Origin of the sequence: Dokdonella koreensis DS-123, from assembly GCF_001632775.1 — a bacterium.
GTDB lineage: Bacteria > Pseudomonadota > Gammaproteobacteria > Xanthomonadales > Rhodanobacteraceae > Dokdonella > Dokdonella koreensis.
The window spans coordinates 3458676-3480532 of the sequence record NZ_CP015249.1 but is presented as its reverse complement, the minus strand read 5'-3'; the positions used below and the strand labels follow the sequence as shown (position 1 = coordinate 3480532).

The window sequence follows — 21857 nt, the reverse complement described above, 5'->3', positions numbered from 1 at the left end:
CCCCGCTACATCCGGGTGGGGGGCGCCTTGCGGCATTCCTTGACCTGGCGTTCGGCTTCGGCACGTCGCTCCGGATCGCCGAGCTGCAGGCGCGTTTCGACCAGGACCTGCCAGTTCCGTGCGCAGAGGCCGCCCAGGCGCGGACCGAGGCGATAGCTGTGCATGGCGTGCTCCTCTGCGGCCTGCAGGTGGCCTTGCGCCAGCTCGATCTCGGCCAGGTACTGCAGGATCTCCGGTGCCTCCGGCGCCAGCTTCAGCGCGCGGCCGGCGGCGGTGGCGGCGGCGTCGAGCCGGCCTTGGGCTTCGGCCGTCTCGGCTTCGCGCAGGAAGCCGTCCACGGCCGGGTCGCGCAACGGCTGCACCTGGATGACCGAATCGTCGCCCTTGCCGGCGGCACGGACGGCAGCCACCGCATCGTGCGTCGGGCGCGGCGGCGGTGCCTCGGTCTTGGGCGGCGGCTGCGCGCAGGCGGCGGCGAGCGCGGCCAGGGTGGCGGCGAGCGGGAGGCGAAGCGGTCGGAGGTGATTGGGCGTCTTCATCGGCTGGGTTCGTCGGAGGAGGTGCGGTCGCTGCCCAGCCATTGTCGCAGACGATCGAATGCGCAGCCGCGGGTTTCGGTGGGCGCGTAGCCGGCGGCGAACGGCATCGGCCGCGCGCCCGCGCAGGCCTCTTCGGTCCGGCGTCCGCTCTCGGGATCGATCCAGACCGTCTCGAGGCCGCCGTCCGGCGGATCGAGCGGCGTGCTCGGCAGCCGCCGGAACAGCTCGATCCAGATGCGCAGCGCGCCGGTCGATCCGTACAGGCCGGTCGGCTTGTTGTCGTCGCGGCCGACCCAGGCGACGGCGAGCTGGCTGCCGGTGTAGCCGGCGAACCACGAATCGCGCTGGGTGTCGCTGGTGCCGGTCTTGCCGGCCGCGCGCAGGTGGCCGAGGCCGGCCTCGCCGATCGCGCGGCCGGTGCCGTCGCGCGCGGCCTGTTGCAGCGCATGGGTGACCAGGCGCGAGGCGGTGACGTAGTCGCCGGTGCCGCTCTTGACCTCGTAGCGGGCCAGCGGCCGGCCCTGCGCGTCGAGCACGCCGCGCAGGGCGCGCAACGGCACCGCGTGGCCGTCCGCCGCGAAGTACTGGTAGAGCTGGGCGACGTCGAGCGGACTGAGCTCCACCGCGCCGAGCAGCAGCGACGGGTTGGGATTGATCGTACGGCCCAGGCCGAACGACTCGATCAGGCCGCGCACGCGATCGACGCCGACACGCAGGCCCAGGTGCACGGTCGCCAGGTTCCAGCTGTTGGCCAGCACGTCGACCAGCGGCACCGCGCCGTGCAGCCGGCCGTCGTCGTTCTTCGGCTGCCAGCGGCTGCCGTCACGCTGCGGCATGTCGACCGGCGCGTCCTCGATCAGCGAGGCGAGCGAGTAGCGCTGCGGCTGCGCCAAGGCGACCAGGAACACGAACGGCTTGACCAGCGAGCCGATCGGCCGCGCCGCGGTCAGCGCGCGGTTGAAGCCCGGGGCCGCCGGATTGCGGCCGCCGATCAGCGCCTGCACGTCGCCGTCGCGCGCACCGGTGACGACCAGGGCGGCCTCGACCGCGTCGGCGCGCGTGCCGAGCGTGGCGAACGCCTTGCCGATCGCCGCCTCGGCCAGCAGCTGGGTCGAGGGCGCCAGCGTGGTGTGGATCGCCAGGCCGGCGCTGTCGAGCTCGGCATCGGGGTAGTCGCGCTGCAGCTGCGCGCGGACCAGGTCGAGGAAGGCCGGGTAGCGGTTGCGCGGCAGCGCGCCGGCGGCCGAGACGTCGAGCGGCTGCGATTGCGCCGCGGTCAGTGTCTTCTCGTCGATCAGGCCGGTCTCGAAGAACTGCGCGAGCACGCGGTTGCGGCGCGTCATCGCCCGCTGCGGATAGCGGCGCGGGTCGTGGTAGCTCGGCCCCTGCACCAGGCCGACCAGCAGCGCGATGTCGGCCGCGCCGAGCGTGCGCACGTCGCGGCCGAACCAGAATTCGCTGGCGGCCGCGAAGCCGTGGATCGCCTGGCCGCCCTGCTGGCCCAGGAACACCTCGTTGACGTAGGCCTCCAGGATCGTGCGCTTGTCGTAGCGCGCCTCGATCAGCAGGGCGATCAGTACCTCGTTGGCCTTGCGCAGCAGGTTCTGGCTGCGGTCGAGGAACAGGTTGCGGACCAACTGCTGGGTCAGCGTCGAGCCGCCCTGGACCACGCGGCCGGCGCGCAGGTTGGCCCAGCCGGCGCGCAGGATCGCCGCGCTGTCGATGCCGTGGTGACTCTTGAAGTCCCGGTCCTCGACCGCCTGCAGGCCCGCCACCAGCAGCGGCGGCGCCTCGCCGAGGCTGAGGATGCGGCGCTCCTCCTGCTCGCTGCCGTAGAGCGTCGCGATGCGGGCCGGTTCCAGGCGCACCGGGCCGATCGCCTGGCCGCTGTCGGCATCGGCCAGTGCACCGACCCGGCCGCCGGAGAGCGTCACGGCGATGCGCCGCTCGCGCTCGCGGCCGTCGAGCCATACGAAGCCGCGCCGCGCGATCGTGAAGCGTGCGCCGTCGCGCGCATAGGTGCCGGCCTGCCGCGCGCCCGCCTCGGCGCGATAGCGCGCCGCGTCCAGCTCCATCACCAGGGTCTCGGGGTCCAGCGGCAGCCCCTGGCGCAGTTCCAGCGGCCGTGCGTAGACACGGCTGGGAATCTGCCAGGACAGGTCGTCGAAGCGACTGCGCACCTGCCGGTCGAGGATGAACAGGTAAGGGCCGAGAAAGCCGATCGCTGCGCCCAGGGCCAGCAGGAACGGAGCGCGCAGCCAGCGCCAAGCCCACGCGATGACGGAAAACAGGCCGGAGAGCAAGCATCGTCCAGAAGTGCGGAATCCGGGCCAGTGTAGCCAAAGTGACATCGCGCGGCGCCATCCCGGATAATCGCCGGTCGCTCCGTGGCTGGCGTCCATGACTTCCACTCCGAGTTTCCGCCTCTGCCTGTTCGGGTCCGTCCCGCCGGCACCGTCCCTGCTGGCCGGCCTGACACACGGGGTCGCGCCGGTGCTGGTCGGCCCCTGGGCGGCACAGGCCGGCGGAGCCGATGCGGTGCGCCTTTCGGGCCTGCCCGCCGGTACCGATCCGCTGCCGTTCATTCCGGCGCTGGCTGCCGCGTTTCCGGGCGAATCGCTGGTGCTGGTGCGCACCGATGCCGAGTTGCCGGACCGGGTGATCGATCGCCTGCTGCGCGCGCTCGCGTGCGAGGACGTGCTGGCCGCCGTTCCGCTCGACAACGTGGTGCCGGCCCGATCGCCGCTGCCGGCCGGCACGGAAAGCGTCGCGCCCGCAGCACGGATCGACGCGGTGTGCTATGCCTACTCGGCGCGCGGCGCGTTCGACGGGCCGGTGGCCGCCGCGCCGGTCTCGGCGTGGCGCGGCGCCGCGCTGGCGCGGCTCGATCTGTCGCAGCCCGGGTGGATCGACGCCGCGCCCGCTGCCGGCCTGCGTTGCGTCGTGCTCGACCACGCCTATGTCGCCGCCGCCGGCACGCCGCTCACGGGTGCACCGGCCGATACCGACCCGCGCGATCCGCTGCCGCCGTCACCGCTGGCGGCGTTGCGCGAGCAGGTCCGCGCCGCGCTCGACGCCGGTGCGACGCCCGGCCGTGCGGCGCTGGACGAGCGGCCGGTGCTGCTGCACGTCCTGCATGGCTGGGGCGGCGGCGCCGAGCGCTGGGTGCGCGACTTCGCCGCCAGCTTCGACGGCGCGCACCACCTGGTGCTGATCGCCCGCGGCAGCGCCGCCCGGCGCATGCCCGGCGAGTGGCTGGAACTGCACGACGGCGCACTGGCCGGGCCGCCGCTGCGGCGTGTCGCGCTGCCGCAGCCGATCGCCGATACCGCGCTCGCCGATGCCGGCTACCGGGCGATCCTCGGCGACATCCTGGCCGACTACGGCGTCGACGCGATCATCGTCTCGTCGCTGATCGGCCACAGCCTCGACGCATTGCGCACCGGCCTGCCGACCGTGCGCATCGTCCACGACCACTATCCGCTCTGGCCGGTGCTGCACCGGGACTTCGGTGATCCGCGCCTGGCCTTCGACGCCGCGCAGCGATCGGCCGACCTGGCCGCCGCGACCGACTACGAGTTCATTGCGCGCGACCCGGACCATTGGACGCGGCTGCGCGACGCCTGCGTCGCGGCGCTGGGTGCCGCGCAGGTACGGCTGGTCGCACCGAGCCGGGCGGCCCTGGCCGACGACCTGCGCCTGGCACCGGAGCTGCGCGCGCTGCCGTCCGCGGTGATCCCGCACGGCATCGCGCCCTGGCCGTCGCCGCCGCCCGAGCCCACGGTCCGGGCCCCGGGCCGGCGCCTGCGCCTGCTGCTGCCGGGCCGCATCCGGCACGGCAAGGGCGGCGAGCTGCTGCAGGCAGTGCTGCCGGCGCTGCGCGAACGGGCCGAGCTGTTCCTGATCGGCGCCGGCACCGATGCGCACGCGCTGTTCGGCCAGCACGGCGTCCACATCCTGCTCGACTACCGCCGCGACGAACTGCCGGAGCTGATCGCGCGGATCGCGCCGGATGCGGCCCTGCTGCTGCCGACCGTGGCCGAGACCTTCGGCTACATGCTCTCGGAACTGCGCAGCCTCGGCGTGCCGGTGCTGGCCACGCGCATCGGCGCGCTGGCCGAGCGCATCGTCGACGGCGTCGACGGCTTCCTGGCCGCACCCGAGCCGGCCGCCGTGATCGCCGGCATCGACGCGTTGCAGGCCGATCGCGGACGGCTCGACACGGTCCGTTCGACACTGGCCGGGCAGCGCGAGCCGGACCTGGCGGCGATGAGCCGGGCCTATGCCGAGGTGATGCCGACCGCCGCCCGGCCGCCGCTGCGCTACCGGCCGGGCCTGCTCGGCGCAGACCGGATGGCCGCCGCTGCGGCTGCCCGCGACCTCGCCACGGCCGCGCGGCAGGGCCGGGCGCTGGCGGCGGACCTGGCTGCCACGCGCGAGGAAAGCGCCCGCCGCGGCGACTGGGGCCACCGCCTGGACCGCGAGTTGACGACACTGCGCGGCGAGTTCGACGCGCGCACGCGCTGGGCGCTGGCGCTGAACGAGGAGCTGGAACGCATCCGGCCGGTGCACGAACAGATGCTGGCCAGTACCTCCTGGCGCATCACCGCGCCGCTGCGCACCGCGATGGCGCGCCTGCGCGCGTTGCGCGCGGCGCTCGGCTACCGCAGGGCGCGCCTGTCGAGCCTGCTCGGGCGCGTGCGCGGCAGTATCGCGCGGCGCGGCGTGCTGGGCACGCTGACGCGCATCGCGCGCGAGCTCCGCGCACCGCCGCCGCCGCGGCGTGCGCAGGTGTACGCCGCGCCGGACGGCCGCTTCGCACCGTTCGCGGTGCCGCGCGCGGCGGCGCCGCGCGTCTCGATCGTGATCCCGGTCTACAACAAGATCGCCTACACGGTCGCCTGCCTGCGTTCGTTGGCCGAGCACGCCGGCGATACGCCGTTCGAGACGATCGTCGTCGACGACGGCTCCAGCGACGACACCCCGGAGAAGCTGGCGCAGATCCAGGGCATCCAGGCGATCCGCAACGCGCGCAACCTCGGCTTCATCGGCTCGTGCAACGCGGGCGCTGCCGCGGCGCGCGGCGAGTACGTGCTGTTCCTCAACAACGACACGGTGGTCACGGCGGGCTGGCTGGAGGCGCTGCTGCGCTGCTTCGCCGAGGAGCCGCAGGCCGGCCTGGTCGGCGCCCGGCTGGTCTATCCGGACGGCCGCCTGCAGGAAGCCGGCGGCATCGTCTTCGACGACGCCTCCGGCTGGAACTACGGCCGCTTCGACGACCCGGACGATCCACGCTATGCGTTCCGCCGCGAGGCCGACTACTGCTCCGGCGCGGCGATCATGCTGCCGCGCGCGCTGTTCGAGCGGCTCGGCCGCTTCGACGCGCGCTACGCGCCGGCCTACTACGAGGACACCGATCTCGCGTTCGCCGTGCGCGCCGCCGGCTACCGGGTGTTCTACGAGCCGGCCTCGACCGTGGTCCATTTCGAGGGGATCACCTCCGGCACCGACACCGCCACCGGCATCAAGCGCTACCAGGTGGTCAACCAGGCGACGTTCCACGACAAGTGGCGCGGCGCGCTCGCGCAGCAGCCGGCGCCGGGCACGCCGATCGGGCGCGCCGCCAGCCATCGCGCCCGCGGCCGCGTGCTGATCGTCGACGCGACGACGCCCGCGCCGGACCAGGACTCGGGCTCGCTGCGCATGGTCAACCTGATGCGCGTGCTGCGCGACCTCGGCTACCAGGTCAGCTTCCTGCCCGACAACCGCGCCTGGGTGCCGCGCTACACCGCGGCGCTGCAGGCGCTCGGCGTCGAGGCGCTGTACCACCCGTACGTCGCCGACCCGGTGGCCTGGTTCCGCGCGCGCGGTGCGGAGTTCGACGCGATCGTGCTGTCACGCCACTACGTCGCCAGCAGCTATGTCGGGCTGGCGCGGCTGCACGCGCCGCGCGCCCGGCTGATCTTCGACACGGTGGACCTGCACTACCTGCGCGAGCAGCGTGCCGCCGACCTGGAGCAGCGCGACGACCTCGCGCGGCACGCGGCGGCCACGCGCACGCAGGAGCTGCGGCTGATGCGCGAATGCGACGTGACCCTGGTCGTCAGTCCGGCCGAGCGCGCGCTGCTGGCGGTCGACGCCCCCGGCGTGCGGGTCGAGATCCTGTCCAACGTGCACGAGGTGTTCGGCTGCCGCCGGCCGTGGGGCGAGCGCCGCGACCTGGTCTTCGTCGGCGGCTTCGAGCATCCGCCGAATGCCGATGCGGTGCTGTGGTTCGTCGGCGAGGTGCTGCCGCGCATACGCGCACGGCTGCCGGACGTGCGGCTGCACGTCGTCGGCAGCAAGGTCACGCCGGCGGTCGAGGCGCTCGCCGGCGAGGCGGTGGTCGTGCACGGCTACGTGCCGGACCTGGAGCCGATGATGGACGGCTGCCGCGTCTCGGTCGCGCCGCTGCGCTACGGCGCCGGCGTCAAGGGCAAGGTCAACATGGCGATGAGCTACGGCTTGCCGGTGGTGGCCACGCCGATCGCCGTCGAGGGCATGCACGTGAAGGCCGGCGACGAAGTGCTGGTCGCGGCCGACGCGGACGCGTTCGCGGACGAAGTGGTGCGCCTGTACGGCGACGAGGCGCTGTGGACGCGGCTGTCGGAGAACGGCCTGCTGAACGTGCGCGAGCACTTCTCGTTCGAGGCGGCGCGCCGCGCGGTCCAGCGCGTCCTGTCGTGAAGGGGCCGCTCCGGCACCGACGACGGCCGGGCGGCGACCGCCGCAGCCGGGCACGCACGGCCGGTTACCTGCGGGCACGGTGGCACAGGCGCCTCGGATCGGGTTGCCGGTCCCCGGCACGGGCCGGGGACGGCGAGGAGTCGCATGACAGCGCGGGCGCGGCGCGCCGGCCGGCGCGGGCCGCGCTGCGCGAAGGTCAGGCCAGCTGGCTGGCGACGAAATCCCAGTTGACGAGGTTCCAGAACGCCTCGACGTACTTCGGCCGCGCGTTGCGGTAGTCGATGTAGTAGGCGTGCTCCCAGACGTCGCAGGTCAGCAGCGCGCGATCGGTGCCGGTCAGCGGCGTGCCGGCGTTGGACGTGCTGGCCAGGGCCAGGCTGCCGTCCGGGCGCTGCACCAGCCAGCCCCAGCCCGAGCCGAACGTGCCGACCGAGGTCTTGGTGAACTCGTCCTTGAACTTGGCGAAGTCGCCGAAGGCCTGGTTGATCTTGTCGGCCAGGACGCCGCCGGGCTCGCCGCCGCCGGTGGGCGACAGGCAGTTCCAGTAGAACGTGTGGTTCCAGATCTGCGCGGCGTTGTTGAACATGCCGCCGCTGGACTTGCGGATGATGTCCTCCAGCGAGAGCTCCTCGAACTCGGTGCCCTTGATCTGGTTGTTGAGGTTGGTGACGTAGGTCTGGTGGTGCTTGCCGTAGTGGTAGTCGATCGTTTCCGCCGAGATGTGCGGCGCCAGCGCGTCGCGGGCCCAGGGAAGCGGGGGAAGTTCGATGGCCATGCAGTGTCTCCTGCCGATGGGTGGGGAAGGACTCGGAAGTCTAGCAGGGTGGCGGGAGACGCTTTCGCGTGAACGCCCGCCGCTGCGGCTCCGGGGGATGCCCGTGTCGGGTGGTTTCGCCGCCGTTGCCCTTCGCGGGGGGCTGCGACCTTCCGCGCAAGGCCGCCCCGCGCCGCCGCGGCCCGGCCTTGTGCGGAACGGGTAGAATGCCCATCTGGCGCTGAATGCCTGCGCCCTTTCCGGATCCGTGATGGAAACCACCGAACGCATCAAGAAAACCCTGGCCGAACATGCGGTCGTGCTCTACATGAAGGGCACGCCGCAGTTCCCGATGTGCGGCTTCTCCAGCCGCACCGTCAAGGCCCTCAAGGCCGTCGGCGCCGACTTCCATGCCGTCAACGTGCTGGAAGACCCGGAAGTCCGGGCGACGCTGCCGCGTTACTCCAACTGGCCGACGTTCCCGCAGCTGTTCGTGCACGGCGAGCTGATCGGCGGCTGCGACATCACGCTGGAACTCTACGAGTCGGGCGAGCTCGAGCGCATCGTCAAGGACCTGCAGAAAGCGTGATCGGCCGTCTTGCCTTGGCGCGCGTCGCCGCGGCGGCGCCGGCCGCTGCTGCGCTGGACGGCCGCGTGGTCCTGGTCGCCGGCGCCACCGGTGGGCTCGGACGTGCCGCCGTGCTGGCCTGCGCCGGTGCGGGTGCGACCGTGGTGCTGCTCGGCCGCAAGGTGCGCGCGCTCGAGAAGCTCTACGACGAGGTCGCCGCCGCCGGCGGCGCGCAGCCGGCGATCTATCCGCTGGACCTGGCCGGCGCCAGCCCGGACGACTACGGCCAGGTGGCGGACACGGTCGAGCGCGAATGCGGCCGGCTCGACGGCATCGTCCATGCGGCCGCGCAGTTCGCCGGCCTGCAGCCGACCGACCAGATCAAGCCCGAGGAATGGCTGCGCACGCAGCAGGTCAACCTGACCGCGCCGTTCCTGCTGACCCAGGCCTGCCTGCCGCTGCTGCGCCAGCGCGAGCGGGCCGCCGTGGTCTTCGCATTCGACGACCCGGCCACCATCGGCAAGGCGTTCTGGGGCGGCTACGGCGTCGCCAAGCACGCCTTGCCCGGCCTGGTCTCGATCCTGCACGAGGAAACCGACACCGGGCCGGTGCGCATCCACGGCCTGCTGCCGGCGCCGATGCGCACGGCGTTGCGGCGGACCGCCTGGTTCGGCGAGGACACGCTCAGCCTGCCGACGCCCGACGCAGCCGGCGCGGCGGCGGCCTTCCTGCTGACCGATGCGGCGAGCGGACTGCGCGGCGCGATCCTCGATCTGCGCCCTGCCTGAGTCACCGCTTCACAGCGTGCTCGCCAGCGCCGTGCCTTGCGCGATCGCGCGCTTGGCGTCCAGCTCGGCCGCCACGTCGGCACCGCCGATGACATGGGTGGCGACGCCCGCGGCGATCAGCTCGTCGGCGAGACGGCGGTCCGGCTCCTGGCCGGCGCAGACGACGACGTGGTCGACCGCGAGTACCTGTTTCTCCTCGCCGACGCGGATGTGCAGGCCGTCCGCGTCGATGCGCTCGTAGGCGACGCCGCCGAGCAGCGTGACCCGCTTGGCCTTCAGTGTCGCGCGGTGTACCCAGCCGGTGGTCTTGTTGAGGCGCCGGCCCGGCGCGCCCGGCGTACGCTGCAGCAGCCAGACCGCACGCGCCGGCGGCTCCGGCCGTGCCGGCGCCAGGCCGCCGCGCGCGGCGTGATCCAGGTCCACGCCCCATTCGCGCGTCCAGCGCGCGAGGTCGGTGGTCGGCGACGGCGCCGGCTCGACCAGGAACTCGGCGACGTCGAAGCCGATGCCGCCCGCGCCGACGATCGCCACGCGCGGTCCGACCGGCACGCCGTCGCGCAGCACGTCCAGGTAGCTCAGCACGCGCGGATCGTCGCTGCCGGGAATCGACAGCCGGCGCGGCACCACGCCGGTGGCCACCACCACTGCGTCGAAGCCCTCGGTCCGCAGCGCGGCGGCGGTCGCGGACGTGCCGAGACGGATCTCGACGCCGGTATCGGCCAGGCGGTGGCCGAAGTAGCGCAGCGTCTCGTGGAATTCCTCCTTGCCGGGGATGCGCTTGGCGAGATTGAACTGGCCGCCGATCGCACCGGCCCGCTCGATCAGGGTCACGCGGTGGCCGCGCTCGGCCAGCGTCGCGGCCGCCGCCAGGCCGGCCGGGCCGGCGCCGACGACGGCATAGCGCCGCGGCTGCGCGACCGGCCGGATCGCCAGCTCGGTCTCGCGGCAGGCGCGCGGGTTGACCAGGCAGCTCGCCGTGCGGTTCTCGAACACGTGGTCGAGGCAGGCCTGGTTGCAGGCGATGCAGGTGTTGATGCGGTCGCCGCGTCCGCTGCGTGCCTTGGCGACCCAGTCCGGGTCGGCCAGCAGCGGTCGCGCCATCGAGACCATGTCGGCGCTGCCGTCGGCCAGCAGGCGTTCGGCGACCTCGGGCATGTTGATGCGGTTGGTCGCGACCAGCGGCAGCCCGACCTCGCCCTTGAGCTTGCGCGTCAGCGCGGCGAACGCCGCGCGCGGCACCGAGGTGACGATGGTCGGCACGCGCGCCTCGTGCCAGCCGATGCCGGTATTGATCAGTGTCGCGCCGGCGGTCTCGATCGCCCGCGCCAGCTGCACGATCTCGTCCCAGCTCTGCGCGTCGTCGACCAGATCGAGCATCGAGAGGCGGTAGATGATGATGAAGGCCTCGCCGACCGCCGCCCGCGTGCGGCGGACGATCTCGACGGCCAGGCGCATGCGCCGCTGCGCGCTGCCGCCCCAGGCATCGTCGCGCCGGTTGGTGCGCGCGGCCAGGAACTGGTTGATCAGGTAGCCTTCCGAACCCATCACCTCGACGCCGTCGTAGCCGGCATCCTGTGCCAGCTTGGCGCAGCTCACGAATGCGTCGATCGTGCGCTCGACGCCGCGGGCGGTGAGCGCACGCGGCGTGAACGGCGTGATCGGTGACTTGATCCGCGACGGCGCGACCGACAGCGGGTGATAGGCATAGCGGCCGCCGTGCAGGATCTGCAGGCAGAGGCGACCGCCTTCGGCGTGCACCGCGCCGGTCAGCCGGCGGTGCCGCGCCACGTGCCACGGCATCGACAGGCGCCCGGCGAACGGCTTGAGCCAGCCCTCGACATTGGGTGCGATCCCGCCCGTCACCATCAGCCCGACACCGCCGCGCGCACGCTCGGCGAAGTACGCCGCGAGCCGCGCGTAGTCGCGGGCGCGGTCTTCCAGGCCGGTATGCATCGAGCCCATCAGCACGCGGTTGGGCAGGACCGCGAAACCCAGATCGAGCGGGGCGAACAGGTGCGGGTAGTCCACGGTGCCATCCACGGATTCAAACGAGCGTTTAAGATGCCTGTCCGGGCGTGCCGGTGGCAAGGGCGCTCGCGTCAGGACCGGCCACGGGAGGCGTCGTGAGCGTAAACGGGGTGATCTACCTATGCGGCGTGCACAGCATCGCCTTCGCGCTGTTCCACGCGGCGTTCTGGCGGCTGTTCCGCTGGCGGACCGAACTGGCCCGCGTCGGGCGACCGACGCGGGCGATCGTGCAGATCCTCAACCTGCGGCTGATCCACGTGTTCCTCGGCATCGGCATCGTCTGCTTCGTCTTCCCCGAGGAACTGGCCGGGACGCCGCTGGGGCGCGCGCTGCTGCTGCTGATGGCGCTGTTCTGGGTCGGGCGGACGATCGAGCAGCTGGTGTTCCTGCGGATCGATCATCCGCTCGTGCACGGCCTGACGGCGGCGTTCGTGCTCGGCGCGGGGCTGTTCGCGCTGCCGTTGCTGTAGCCCGCGCCGCTACCAGCCGGCGAGGGCGAGCTTGCCGATCGTGCTGCCCGATTCCAGCTGCCGGTGCGCCTCGCGCAGGTTGGCGGCGTTGATCGGCGTCAGCGTCTGGGTGTGCGTGCTGCGCAGTGCGCCGGCGTCGACCAGGTCGGCGACGCGTTCGAGGATCGCGCCCTGCTCGCCCTGGTCGGCGGTTTTGAAGCGCGGCCGCGCGAACATCATCTCCCAGTGGATGCCGATGCACTTGGCCTTGTACGGATCGCCGATGCGCAGCGCGCCGGCCGGTTCGACGATGAGGCCCACATGGCCCTGCGGCGCCAGCAGCTCGCCGAGCGCGTCCCAGTAGCGGTCGGTATCGGCGAGGTTGATCGCGGCGTCGACCGTCTGGAAGCCCAGGGCCGCCAGTTGCGGCGCGAGCGGCTGGCGGTGGTCGATCACGTGGTGCGCGCCGAGGTCGCGGCACCACTGCACCGTCTGCGGCCGCGAGGCGGTCGCGATCACCGTGAAGCCGGCGCGGCGGGCGAGCTGGATCGCGATCGAGCCGACACCGCCGGCGCCGGCGATCACCAGCAGGGTCTTGCCGGTGCCGCCGTCCTGCGCGTCGAACGGCATGCGCTGGAACAGCAGTTCCCAGGCGGTGATCGTCGTCAGCGGCAGCGCGGCGGCCTGGGCGAAGTCGAGCGAGGCCGGCTTGCGGCCGGCCAGGCGCTCGTCGACCAATTGGAACTGCGCGTTGCTGCCGGGCCGCGTCACGTCGCCGGCGTAGTAGACGGCATCGCCGGGCTTGAAACGCGTGACCTCGGGGCCGACGGCCTCGACGACGCCGGCGGCGTCGAAGCCGAGGACGCGCGGCTGCGGTTCCACCTGCGGCTTGGGTGCGCGCAGCTTGGTGTCGACCGGATTGACCGAGACCGCCTCCACGCGCACGAGCAGGTCGTGGCCGGCGGCGGCCGGCACGGGCAGGTCGACGTCGATCAGCGCAGCGGGGTCGTCGATCGGCAGGTAGCGGGTCAGGGCGACGGCTTTCATCGGGAGTCCTCTCGAAGCGGCGGTAGGGATCGTGGTACCGGCCGGGACGCGCGTCCAGTGGCCTGGCGAAGATCGGTGAAGCGAAGCATCGGAACGGGGCGCATCGGGGCGGGGCGGCGCGCGGGCGAGGCGCTCATCCGTCCTCGCCGACGCACAGCACCGGCGCCGGCGCGCGCCGGTCCTGGTGCAGGGCCCAGCCGGCCACCAGCAGGGCCGCCAGCGGCACCAGCGCGGCCACCCAGGCCAGCGATTCGAGGCCCAGGCCGCGGTCGATCGTCCAGCCGCCCAGCCACGCGCCGAGCGCATTGCCGAGGTTGAACGCGCCGATGTTGAAGCTGGAGGCCAGGCTCTGGCCGGCACCTTCGGCCTTGGACAGCACCCACAGCTGCAGCGGCGGCACGGTCGCGAACGCCGCGAAGCCGAGCAGGCCGACGAAGACGACGGTCAGCCAGCGGCTGTGCAGGGCGAAGCCCATCAGGACCAGCACCACGACCAGCAGGGCCAGGCTGCCGAGCAGGGCCGGTACCAGCCGGCGGTCGGCCAGCCGGCCGCCGACCAGGTTGCCGGCGACCAGGCCGGCGCCGAACACCAGCAGGATCGGCGAGACCGCCGCTTCGCCGAAGCCGGTCACGCGCGTCAGGATCGGCGCGATGTAGGTGAACACCGCGAACATCCCGCCGAAGCCGAGCACCGTCGTCAACAGGCCGAGCAGGACCGGTCCCCGCGCCAGGGCGCGCAGGTCGGCGCGCCAGTCGCCCGGCTCCGGCGGTGCGGTTTCCCGCGGCACGTAGCGGGCCAGCACCGCCAGCGCGACCACGCCGATCGCCGTGACCGCCAAGAAAGTGGCACGCCAGCCGAACGCCTGGCCGAGCCAGGTGCCGAACGGCACGCCGAGGATCGTCGCCACCGTCAGGCCGGTGAACATGATCGCGATTGCCGAGGCACGCCGGTCCGGCGGTACCAGGCTGGTCGCGACGATCGAGCCGACGCCGAAGAACGTGCCGTGCGCGAACGCCGTCAGCACCCGCGCCGCCATCAGCAGTTCGTAGTTCGGTGCCAGCGCGCAGGCCAGGTTGCCGAGCGTGAAGATGCCCATCAGCGCCAGCAGGGCGGTCTTGCGCGGCCAGCGCCCGGTCAGCACGGTCATCACCGGTGCGCCGATCAGCACGCCGAGCGCGTAGCCGGAAATCAGCAGGCCGGCGGCCGGGATCGAGACGCCGAGGTCGGTACCGACCTCCAGCAGGATGCCCATGATGACGAACTCGGTGACGCCGATGCCGAACGCGCCGGCGGTCAGCGCATACAGGGCGGGCGGCGTGCGTGGCCGGGTGGCCGCAAGCGGGGTGTTCATGACGGGATCGGGGTCCGGAGGAAAGACGAGACGCCCAGGCTAGGCGCTTGCAGATTGAGCGGAAACCGGCATGATCGCGAATCAGTTTCAACAGAAAATTGAAAATGGAGGCCGGATGGACCGCGTCGGCGACATCGCCCTGTTCCTGCGCGTGCTCGATTCGGGCTCGATCAGCGCGGCTGCGCGCAGCCTGGACCTGTCGCCGGCCGTCGCCAGCCAGCGCCTGAAGCGGTTGGAACGCGATTTCGGCGTGCGCCTGCTGCACCGGACCACGCGGCGGCTGCACGCCACCCCGGAAGGGGCGGTGCTGGCCGCGCAGGGGCGGGCCCTGGTGGAGGACCTGGAATCGCTGGCCAGCGGCCTGCGCCAGAGCGGCGCGGCGGTGGCCGGCACGCTGCGGGTGACGCTGTCCGCCTCGTTCGGGCGCCAGTACGTCTCGCCGCTGCTGCCGCGGTTCCTCGCGCGGCACCCGCGGCTGCGGCTCAGCGTCCACCTGAGCGACCAGGTCGTCGACCTGGTCAGCGAGGGTTTCGACCTCGCGATCCGCATCGGTGCCCTGGAGGATTCGCGCCTGGTCGCGCGGCGGATCGCCGCCAACCGCCGCGTGCTGTGCGCCGCGCCGGCGTATCTGGCACGGCGCGGGCGGCCGCGGACGCCGCAGGCGCTCGGCGAACACGAATGCCTGCTGCTGTTCGGCAGCGGCGGCCGCCAGGACAGCTGGCGGTTCGGCACGCCGGAAGGCGGCGAGACCGTCGTCCGGGTGCAGGGGCGCTTCGAGAGCAACTTCGGTGAGCTGCTGCGCGACGCCGCCGTGGCTGGCGAGGGCATCGCGGTGCATTCGCTGTGGCACGTCGCCGACGACCTGCGCGCCGGCCGGCTGGAGGTGGTGCTGCCCGACTATCCGATCGCCGCCACCGCGATCAGTGCGGTGATGCCGCAGCGGCGGCTGGTTCCGCCGCGGGTGCGCGCCTTCGTCGACTTCCTGAGCGCCGAGTTCGGCGAGCATCCGCCCTGGGAACGCGGCCTGGACGGCGCGCTGGCCGGCGTGCGCGAGGTGCCCCGCTGAACGTCAGTCGCCGTCGAAGGCGAACGCGTCCAGTGCCAGCGAACCCAGCGCGACCGAATCGTGCAGCAGCCGCGCCCGCGGCGTGTCGCCGGCGGCCCCCAGCGCGACGAACAGCGGCAGCAGATGCTCGGGGCTGGGATGGTTGCGCAGGGCATGCGGAAGCCGCTGCCAGTCGAGCACGCCGGCCACGTCGCCGGCCAGCAGCCGGTCGCGCAGCGGATCGGTGAAGCCGGTCATCCAGGTGGCCGGCGCGGTGCCGCCGGCGCGCCAGTCCAGCTCGCGCAGGTTGTGCGAGAAGCTGCCCGAGCCGAGCACCAGCACGCCATCGTCGCGCAGCGGCGCCAGCGCGCGCCCGACGCGGTAGTGCCAGGCCGCATCGGCCCGCGGATCGACCGACAGTGCGACCACCGGCACGTCGGCCTGGGGATACATGCGCCGCAACGGCACCCAGACGCCGTGGTCGAATCCGTGGCCGGCATCGTCACGCGGCACGAAACCCTCGCGCGCCAGCAGGTCCGCCGCGCGCGCGGCCAGCTCGTCCGCGCCGGCGGCCGGATAGCGCAGCGCGTACAGCGCCGCCGGAAAGCCGCCGAAATCGTGGACCGTCGCCGGCCGCTCGCCGCGGGTCAGCGCCGGTCCCGGGCTTTCGAAGTGGGCGGACGCGACGAGGATCGCGCGCGGCCGGCCGATCGCCGGGCCCAGGCCGTCCAGGAAGCGGCCGGCCGGCGAATCCTCGATCGCCAGCATCGGCGATCCGTGCGATACGAACAGGCTGGGAAGCGGAGCGGTGGTCATGGCGGGTCTCGTCGGCCGCGGGGCGGCGCTGGCGGTCAAGATGGGTTCGCCGGGCGGCCGGATCGAGCCGCGGCGGCGGAAAAGACTGTTGCCGGCAGCCGCCGAATGCGCCGCCGGCGGTACCGCGCCGATGCCCGGGACGGACGCATCTGGCACAATGCGCGGCTTCGTACCGCGCGTTCGCGCGGCCGCCGCGCCTCCCCACCACCGCTACGGAACCCATCATGTCCGGACACGACATCCGCTCGGCCGCACGGCCGGATCCCGACCAGCCGATGGTCGACATCGCCAACTACGTGGCCGATGCGACGATCGATTCGCCGGAGGCCTACGACACCGCGCGCTACATGCTGCTCGACTCGCTGGCGACGGCCATGCTGGCGATGAAGTTCCCCGAGTGCGTCAAGCATCTCGGGCCGGTCGTGCCGGGCGCCACGCTGCCGGGCGGTGCGCGCGTACCGGGCACCAGCCACGAACTCGATCCGGTGCAGGCGGCGTTCGCGATCGGTACGCAGATCCGCTGGCTCGACTTCAACGACACCTGGCTGGCCGCCGAATGGGGCCATCCGTCCGACAACCTCGGCACCATCCTCGCCGTCGGCGACTACCTGTCGCGCAAGGCCGAGCGCGAAGGCGCCGCGCCGCTCACCGTCCGCGACGTGCTGACGTTCGCGATCAAGGCGCACGAGATCCAGGGCTGCTACGCGCTCAAGAACAGCTTCAACCGCGTCGGCCTCGACCACGTGATCCTCGTGCGCCTGGCCTCCACGGCGGTCGCCACGGCGATGTTCGGCGGCGGCAAGGAGGAGATCGTCACCGCGGTCTCGCATTCGTGGATCGACAACGGCGTGCTGCGCACCTATCGCCACGCCCCCAACACCGGCCCGCGCAAGAGCTGGGCCGCCGGCGACGCCTGCCGCCGCGCGGTGATCCACGCGATCAATGCGGTCGAGAAGCGCGTGGTCGGCTATCCGTCGGCGCTGAGCGCGAAGACCTGGGGTTTCTACGACGTCGCGTTCAAGGGCAAGTCCTTCGAGTTCGAGCGCCCGTTCGGCAGCTACGTGATGGAGAACGTGCTGTTCAAGATCAGCTACCCGGCCGAGTTCCATGCGCAGACCGCGGTCGAGTGCGCGATGCAGCTGCACGCCGAGGTCGCCGGCCGGATCGACCAGGTCGAGCGCATCGAGATCGAGACCCAGGAAGCGGGCGTGCGCATCATCGACAAGACCGGCCCGCTGGCCAACTACGCCGACCGCGACCACTGCATCCAGTACATGGTCGCCGTGCCGCTGATCTTCGGACGCCTGACCGCCGAGGACTACAACGACGCGGTGGCCGCCGACCCGCGCATCGACGCGCTGCGCGACAAGATGACGGTGAAGGAAAACCCCCAGTTCACGAAGGACTACTTCGATCCGGAGAAGCGCTACATCGGCAACTCGGTTCAGGTTTTCTTCAAGGACGGCTCGAGCACCCAGAAGGTGTCGATCGACTACCCGATCGGCCACCGCAAGCGCCGCCACGAGGGCATTCCGGTCCTGCTGAACAAGTTCCGCGACGCGCTGGCGGGCCACCTGCCGGCCGCCCGGTCCGCACGCATCCTGGCCGCCACGGCCGATCCGGCCGCGCTGGACCGGATGCCGCTGCACCGGTTCCTGGACCTTTTCGCGCTCTGACGACCGACTGACTGCGGGCTTAATACCGTTTTTACATATGCTGGTTCAGCTTGAAACGTCCGTCTAGACTGTGCCCCCCAGGGACCCGTAATAAATCGTTAAAAACACGTTCTGTTCCCCTAGGATTTGTTGTAGAGTGCGCACTGCGATTCGCGTCCAATCGGAGCGCACCTTCAGGACGCCAAGCAAGAACCAACGATCAGGAGACTCCAAATAATGAAGCAGAAAGCCTTGTATGCGCTGATTGCACTGTCGCTTGGCGGAGCGGCCACCGTCGCCCAGGCCCAGGACTACGGCAACTGGTACATCACGCCGCGTATCGGCGCCGTGATCCCCGATAGCGACCGCGACACCAAGGAGTCGCTGTACGGCGGCCTCGGCGTCGGCGTTTGGGCGACCCCGAACCTGGCGGTCGACTTCGAGTACGGCATCAACAACGCCGACTACGAGAACGACTCGGCCCGTCCCGGCAAGGAATGGGAGTCGGTCAGCCTCGGCGCCACCGCGCGTTGGTTCTTCGGTCAGGAAGGTTCGGCCTGGCGTCCGTACGTCCTTGGTGGCGTCGGCTTCCTGCGCCATGCCGCCTATGCCGAGAGCGTGCAGAAGAGCGGCTGGGATCCGTTCGCCACCGTCGGCGGCGGCGTCCAGTACAACGTCTCGCATCGTGTCGCGCTGCGCGGTGAAATCGCCGCCCGTTACGACAACGACAACAACTCGCTGCAGGGCCAGTTCCCGGGCGTGAAGAAGAACACCGGCTTCACCGACGGCCTGGCCACGATCGGCCTGGTCTACAACTTCGGTGGTGCACCGGCTCCGGAGCCGCCGCCGGCTGCCGAGCCGCCGCCGCCGCCGCCGCCGCCGCCGGCTGAAGAGCCCGCACCGGCCAAGGTCGTGATCGACCTGCGTGGCGTGAACTTCAAGTTCGACCGTCCGAAGGTCGGCGAGAAGAACATCGTCCCGACCCTGCGCGAGCCGACGGCCGACTCCGTCGCGATCCTCGATCAGGCGGTCGACGTGCTGAAGCGTTACCCGGAGACCGTGGTCGAGCTCGACGGTCACACCGACTCGATCGGTTCGGACACCTACAACCAGGGTCTGTCCGAGCGTCGCGCCCAGGCCGTCTACGACTACCTGACCGCGAACGGCGTCAGCGCGAGCCAGATCAGCGGCGTCAAGGGCTTCGGCGAGTCGAACCCGATCGACACCAACGACACCAAGGAAGGCCGCGCTCGCAACCGTCGCGTGGAGCTGCAGGTCCAGGGCCAGTAAGTCCTGACCGATCCAAGCTTGTCGAAAAGGCCCGGCGCAAGCCGGGCCTTTTTCTTTTCCGGGAACCGAAAGCGGGATGAACGAGGGCGCCGGGTCCGCCACGACGGGCGGCCGTGCCTGGCGGGTGTGCTTCGACCCGGCGGGGCTGGGCGGGGGCGATGACCCTGCGAACGCGGCCTTCGGCGATCGCCGCCGCCGGGCACGAGGTGGTGCGGGTTACGAATCGAAGCGGCACGCGCGCGAAGCCGCGGCGCGGCGGAGATTGCTTCAGGGCCCGGAACCGCCGCCGGCGAGCACCGGCGGCAATTGCCGGCGGCGTCAGCGCGCGAGGTCGGGCGTGAGGTCCTTGGCGATCGTCTTGATGATGCCGTCGGCGACCTTGAGGTTGCCGGCGATCAGGTTGCCGTTGTCGGGCAGGCCGTCGCGGCCGGTGAAGTCGCAGTAGCGTCCGCCGGCCTCGCGCACCAGCAGGCAGCCGGCGGCCATGTCCCAGGGCTTCAGGCCGATCTCGAAGTAGCCGTCGATGCGGCCAGCCGCCACGTAGGCCAGGTCCAGCGCGGCCGAACCGGTGCGGCGGATGTCCTCGGCCTCGCCGAGCAGGGTCTCGGTCATCGCCATCTGGGTGCGCAGGTGCTTGCGCTGGCGGTACGGAAAGCCGGTGGTCAGCAGGGCGCCGGCCAGGCTCTCGCGCTTGCTGACGCGCATGCGGCGATCGTTGAGGAATGCGCCGTCGCCCTTGCTGCTGGTGAAGAGCTCGCCGCGCAGCGGATCGTAGATCACGCCGTGCACCGGCTCCTTGCCTTCCAGCAGGGCGATCGACACGCAGAAATGCGGGAAGCCGCGCAGGTAGTTGTGCGTGCCGTCCAGCGGGTCGACGACCCAGGTGTAGCGCGACCTTCCGCTGGCGCCGCTTTCCTCGGCGAGCACCGCGTGATCGGGATAGGCCCGGCGCAGTTCGCGTATGATTTCGGCCTCGGCCTGGCGATCGACCTCCGACACGTAGTCGTTGCGCTGTTTCTCGACGACGTCGAGGTTCTCGATGCGATTGATGTGGCGCAGGATCACCTGGCCGGCGGCACGCGCAGCGCGTACCGCCACGTTCACGGCGGGTCTTGGCATGGCTCGGGCTGAGAAAGAACGCCGGGGCGGCGACCCGCTAGGGTAGCAGATGCACCGGCCGGCTCCCACCGGCGGCCCGTTCCGCCTTGCCCTTCACTTGATGGAACCGATGCCCGATCACGCCCAGACCCTCGCCTCGCGCCTGCGCATCGTCCTGGTCAGGCCTTCCCACCCCGGAAACATCGGTGCCGCTGCCCGCGCGATGCGCACGATGGGGCTGACCCGGATGAACCTGGTCGCACCGCATGCATTCCCGCACCCGGAGGCGGTCGCGCTGGCGGCCGGCGCCACCGACGTGCTGGACGCGGCCGTCGTCACCGACACGCTGCCGGCCGCGATCGCCGACTGCCGGCTGGTGCTGGGCGCTACCGCGCGCCGGCGCGGCGTGCCGCTGCCGGAGCTGGACCCGCACGCCGCGGCGCGGGTGGCGCTGGACGCGGTCGGGGAGGGCGCCGAGGTGGCCCTGGTGTTCGGCAACGAGCGCACCGGCCTGGAGAACGACGAGCTGATCTGCTGCCATCAGGCGATCACAATCCCGTCCGATCCGGCCTTCTCGTCGTTGAATCTCGCCCAGGCCGTGCAGGTGATCGCCTACGAACTGCGGATGGCATTGCCCGGGCGCGTGTCGCCGGCGGCGCCGGTCAGTCCCGCGGCGGGCGATCCGCCGGCGAGCAGCGAGCAGATGGAAGGGTTCTACGCGCACCTGGCGCAGACCCTGACCGACATCGACTTCCACAAGGGCCGGTCCGACCGCACGATCATGCAGCGCCTGCGCCGGCTGTTCCAGCGCGCCGAGCCGGACCAGCGCGAGCTGCGCATCCTGCGCGGCATCCTCGGCGAAGCGCAACGGATGGCGCGGATCGCGCGCGAAGGGAAGTAGCCGGACAGCCGCGCTCGGGCCGGGGAAGGGCGGTCGCACCGGGCGACCGGAGCGGGTGCGGCCGGTACGCGCGGTCGCAGGGCCGGCGACGCGGCGGATCGATGCTGTAACATATCCGTCATCTTCCCGATCCATCGCGCGGCTGCCCCCGGCGCCGAAAGAGCCTTCCTGCATGTTTTCCCTGCAAACGATCTTCGGCAAAGGCGACAAGTTCTTCGGCCTGCTCGAGGCCAGCGCCGACGCCGCACGCGATGCGGCCTCGGCATTGGTCCACCTGCTCCAGAACCGCAACGCCTCGCCGAGCCTGGACGAGTTCTCGCTGGCGCGCCGGCGCGAGAAGGCCTTGTCCGAGCAGATCAGCCAGGAGCTGGTGAACACCTTCGTGACCGCGCTCGATCGCGAGGACATCGAGGCGCTCTCGGCAGTGCTCTACAAGACGACCAAGTCGATCTCCAAGTTCGCCGAGCGCTATTCGCTGGAGGTCGACCGGCTGGGCGACGTCGACTTCGCCTCGCGCGCGGTGCTGCTGGAGAAGGCCGGCGACGTCATCACGCAGATGGTCCGCCAGTTGCGCAAGGGCATGAACCTGGAGGTCATGAAGTCGCTCAACGATCGCCTGCAGGCGATCGAGGGCGAAGCCGACCGGCTGATGCTCCAGCTCTACAGCGAACTCTACGACGGACGGTACGAGCCGGTGCGGATCCTGCTGCTGAAGGATCTGTTCGAACTGCTCGAAAAGGCCATCGACCGCTGCCGCGACGTCGGCAACGTCGCCTACCAGATCGTCCTCAAGAACTCCTGA

General features: G+C 71.7%; 17 protein-coding genes and 1 pseudogene. 10 read left to right on the top strand and 8 right to left on the bottom strand.

The annotated features are described in order from the left end of the window. Positions 1–5: 5 nt before the first annotated feature. On the bottom strand, positions 6–539 hold the full coding sequence (locus tag I596_RS14195) for a hypothetical protein (RefSeq protein ID WP_067649287.1): 534 nt from the start codon (positions 537–539) through the stop codon (positions 6–8). Further along, positions 536–2842 carry a penicillin-binding protein 1B gene (gene mrcB / locus I596_RS14190; protein ID WP_223303838.1) on the bottom strand — a complete coding sequence of 769 codons (2307 nt, stop codon included), beginning with the start codon at positions 2840–2842 and terminating at the stop codon, positions 536–538. Before mrcB ends, I596_RS14195 begins: the two co-directional genes overlap by 4 nt. A gap of 97 nt (positions 2843–2939) precedes the next feature. Here mrcB and I596_RS19305 point away from each other — a divergent pair. Together I596_RS19305 and I596_RS19300 are read left to right on the top strand one after the other, a co-directional pair. After that, positions 2940–4736 (top strand): annotated as a pseudogene (locus tag I596_RS19305) (glycosyltransferase); the annotation flags it as partial. 429 nt (positions 4737–5165) lie between these two features. Further along, positions 5166–7265, top strand: coding sequence for a glycosyltransferase (locus I596_RS19300; RefSeq protein ID WP_067652028.1), 2100 nt, complete (start codon positions 5166–5168; stop codon positions 7263–7265). 196 nt (positions 7266–7461) lie between these two features. On the opposite strand, the gene I596_RS14180 is transcribed toward I596_RS19300, so the two are convergent. Continuing rightward, positions 7462–8040 carry a Fe-Mn family superoxide dismutase gene (locus tag I596_RS14180; RefSeq protein WP_067649285.1) on the bottom strand — a complete coding sequence of 193 codons (579 nt, stop codon included), beginning with the start codon at positions 8038–8040 and terminating at the stop codon, positions 7462–7464. Between the two features lie 250 nt (positions 8041–8290). On the opposite strand from I596_RS14180, the gene grxD reads away from it, so the two are divergent. Further along, on the top strand, positions 8291–8608 hold the full coding sequence (gene grxD / locus I596_RS14175; RefSeq protein ID WP_067649283.1) for a Grx4 family monothiol glutaredoxin: 318 nt from the start codon (positions 8291–8293) through the stop codon (positions 8606–8608). Next, positions 8605–9375: an SDR family NAD(P)-dependent oxidoreductase gene (locus I596_RS14170; protein ID WP_223303837.1), complete on the top strand. Its 771-nt coding sequence runs from the start codon at positions 8605–8607 to the stop codon at positions 9373–9375. The genes grxD and I596_RS14170 overlap by 4 nt, the downstream gene beginning before the upstream one ends. 9 nt (positions 9376–9384) lie before the next feature. Here the strand turns inward: I596_RS14170 and I596_RS14165 are convergent, their stop codons facing one another. Further along, positions 9385–11403 (bottom strand): NADPH-dependent 2,4-dienoyl-CoA reductase, encoded by a 2019-nt coding sequence (locus I596_RS14165; protein ID WP_067652025.1) that lies wholly within the window; start codon positions 11401–11403, stop codon positions 9385–9387. Between the two features lie 95 nt (positions 11404–11498). Between I596_RS14165 and I596_RS14160 the strand changes: the two genes are divergently transcribed. Continuing rightward, positions 11499–11873 (top strand): hypothetical protein, encoded by a 375-nt coding sequence (locus I596_RS14160; protein ID WP_067649278.1) that lies wholly within the window; start codon positions 11499–11501, stop codon positions 11871–11873. 9 nt (positions 11874–11882) lie between these two features. On the opposite strand, the gene I596_RS14155 is transcribed toward I596_RS14160, so the two are convergent. Both I596_RS14155 and I596_RS14150 read right to left on the bottom strand, forming a co-directional pair. Next, positions 11883–12899 carry a zinc-binding alcohol dehydrogenase family protein gene (locus tag I596_RS14155; protein ID WP_067649275.1) on the bottom strand — a complete coding sequence of 339 codons (1017 nt, stop codon included), beginning with the start codon at positions 12897–12899 and terminating at the stop codon, positions 11883–11885. A 133-nt stretch (positions 12900–13032) separates the two neighbouring features. Continuing rightward, complete coding sequence (locus I596_RS14150) at positions 13033–14250, bottom strand: MFS transporter (RefSeq protein WP_067649272.1); 1218 nt, start codon at positions 14248–14250, stop codon at positions 13033–13035. 115 nt (positions 14251–14365) lie between these two features. Between I596_RS14150 and I596_RS14145 the strand changes: the two genes are divergently transcribed. Next, positions 14366–15316, top strand: a complete 951-nt coding sequence (locus I596_RS14145) for a LysR family transcriptional regulator (protein WP_067649269.1) — start codon at positions 14366–14368, stop codon at positions 15314–15316. 3 nt (positions 15317–15319) lie between these two features. On the opposite strand, the gene I596_RS14140 is transcribed toward I596_RS14145, so the two are convergent. After that, complete coding sequence (locus I596_RS14140) at positions 15320–16111, bottom strand: dioxygenase family protein (RefSeq protein WP_067649266.1); 792 nt, start codon at positions 16109–16111, stop codon at positions 15320–15322. Between the two features lie 224 nt (positions 16112–16335). On the opposite strand from I596_RS14140, the gene I596_RS14135 reads away from it, so the two are divergent. After that, positions 16336–17787 (top strand): bifunctional 2-methylcitrate dehydratase/aconitate hydratase, encoded by a 1452-nt coding sequence (locus tag I596_RS14135; protein ID WP_067649263.1) that lies wholly within the window; start codon positions 16336–16338, stop codon positions 17785–17787. 216 nt (positions 17788–18003) lie between these two features. Beyond that, entirely contained in the window at positions 18004–19056 is a 1053-nt protein-coding gene (locus tag I596_RS14130) for an OmpA family protein (protein WP_067649258.1), read from the top strand. Positions 19057–19374: 318 nt separating this feature from the next. On the opposite strand, the gene I596_RS14125 is transcribed toward I596_RS14130, so the two are convergent. Further along, positions 19375–20175, bottom strand: a complete 801-nt coding sequence (locus tag I596_RS14125; protein ID WP_067649255.1) for an inositol monophosphatase family protein — start codon at positions 20173–20175, stop codon at positions 19375–19377. A 109-nt stretch (positions 20176–20284) separates the two neighbouring features. Here I596_RS14125 and I596_RS14120 point away from each other — a divergent pair, with 109 nt between their 5' ends. Together I596_RS14120 and I596_RS14115 are read left to right on the top strand one after the other, a co-directional pair. Then, entirely contained in the window at positions 20285–21055 is a 771-nt protein-coding gene (locus I596_RS14120) for an RNA methyltransferase (RefSeq protein ID WP_067652022.1), read from the top strand. A 172-nt stretch (positions 21056–21227) separates the two neighbouring features. After that, positions 21228–21857, top strand: a complete 630-nt coding sequence (locus tag I596_RS14115; protein ID WP_067649252.1) for a DUF47 domain-containing protein — start codon at positions 21228–21230, stop codon at positions 21855–21857.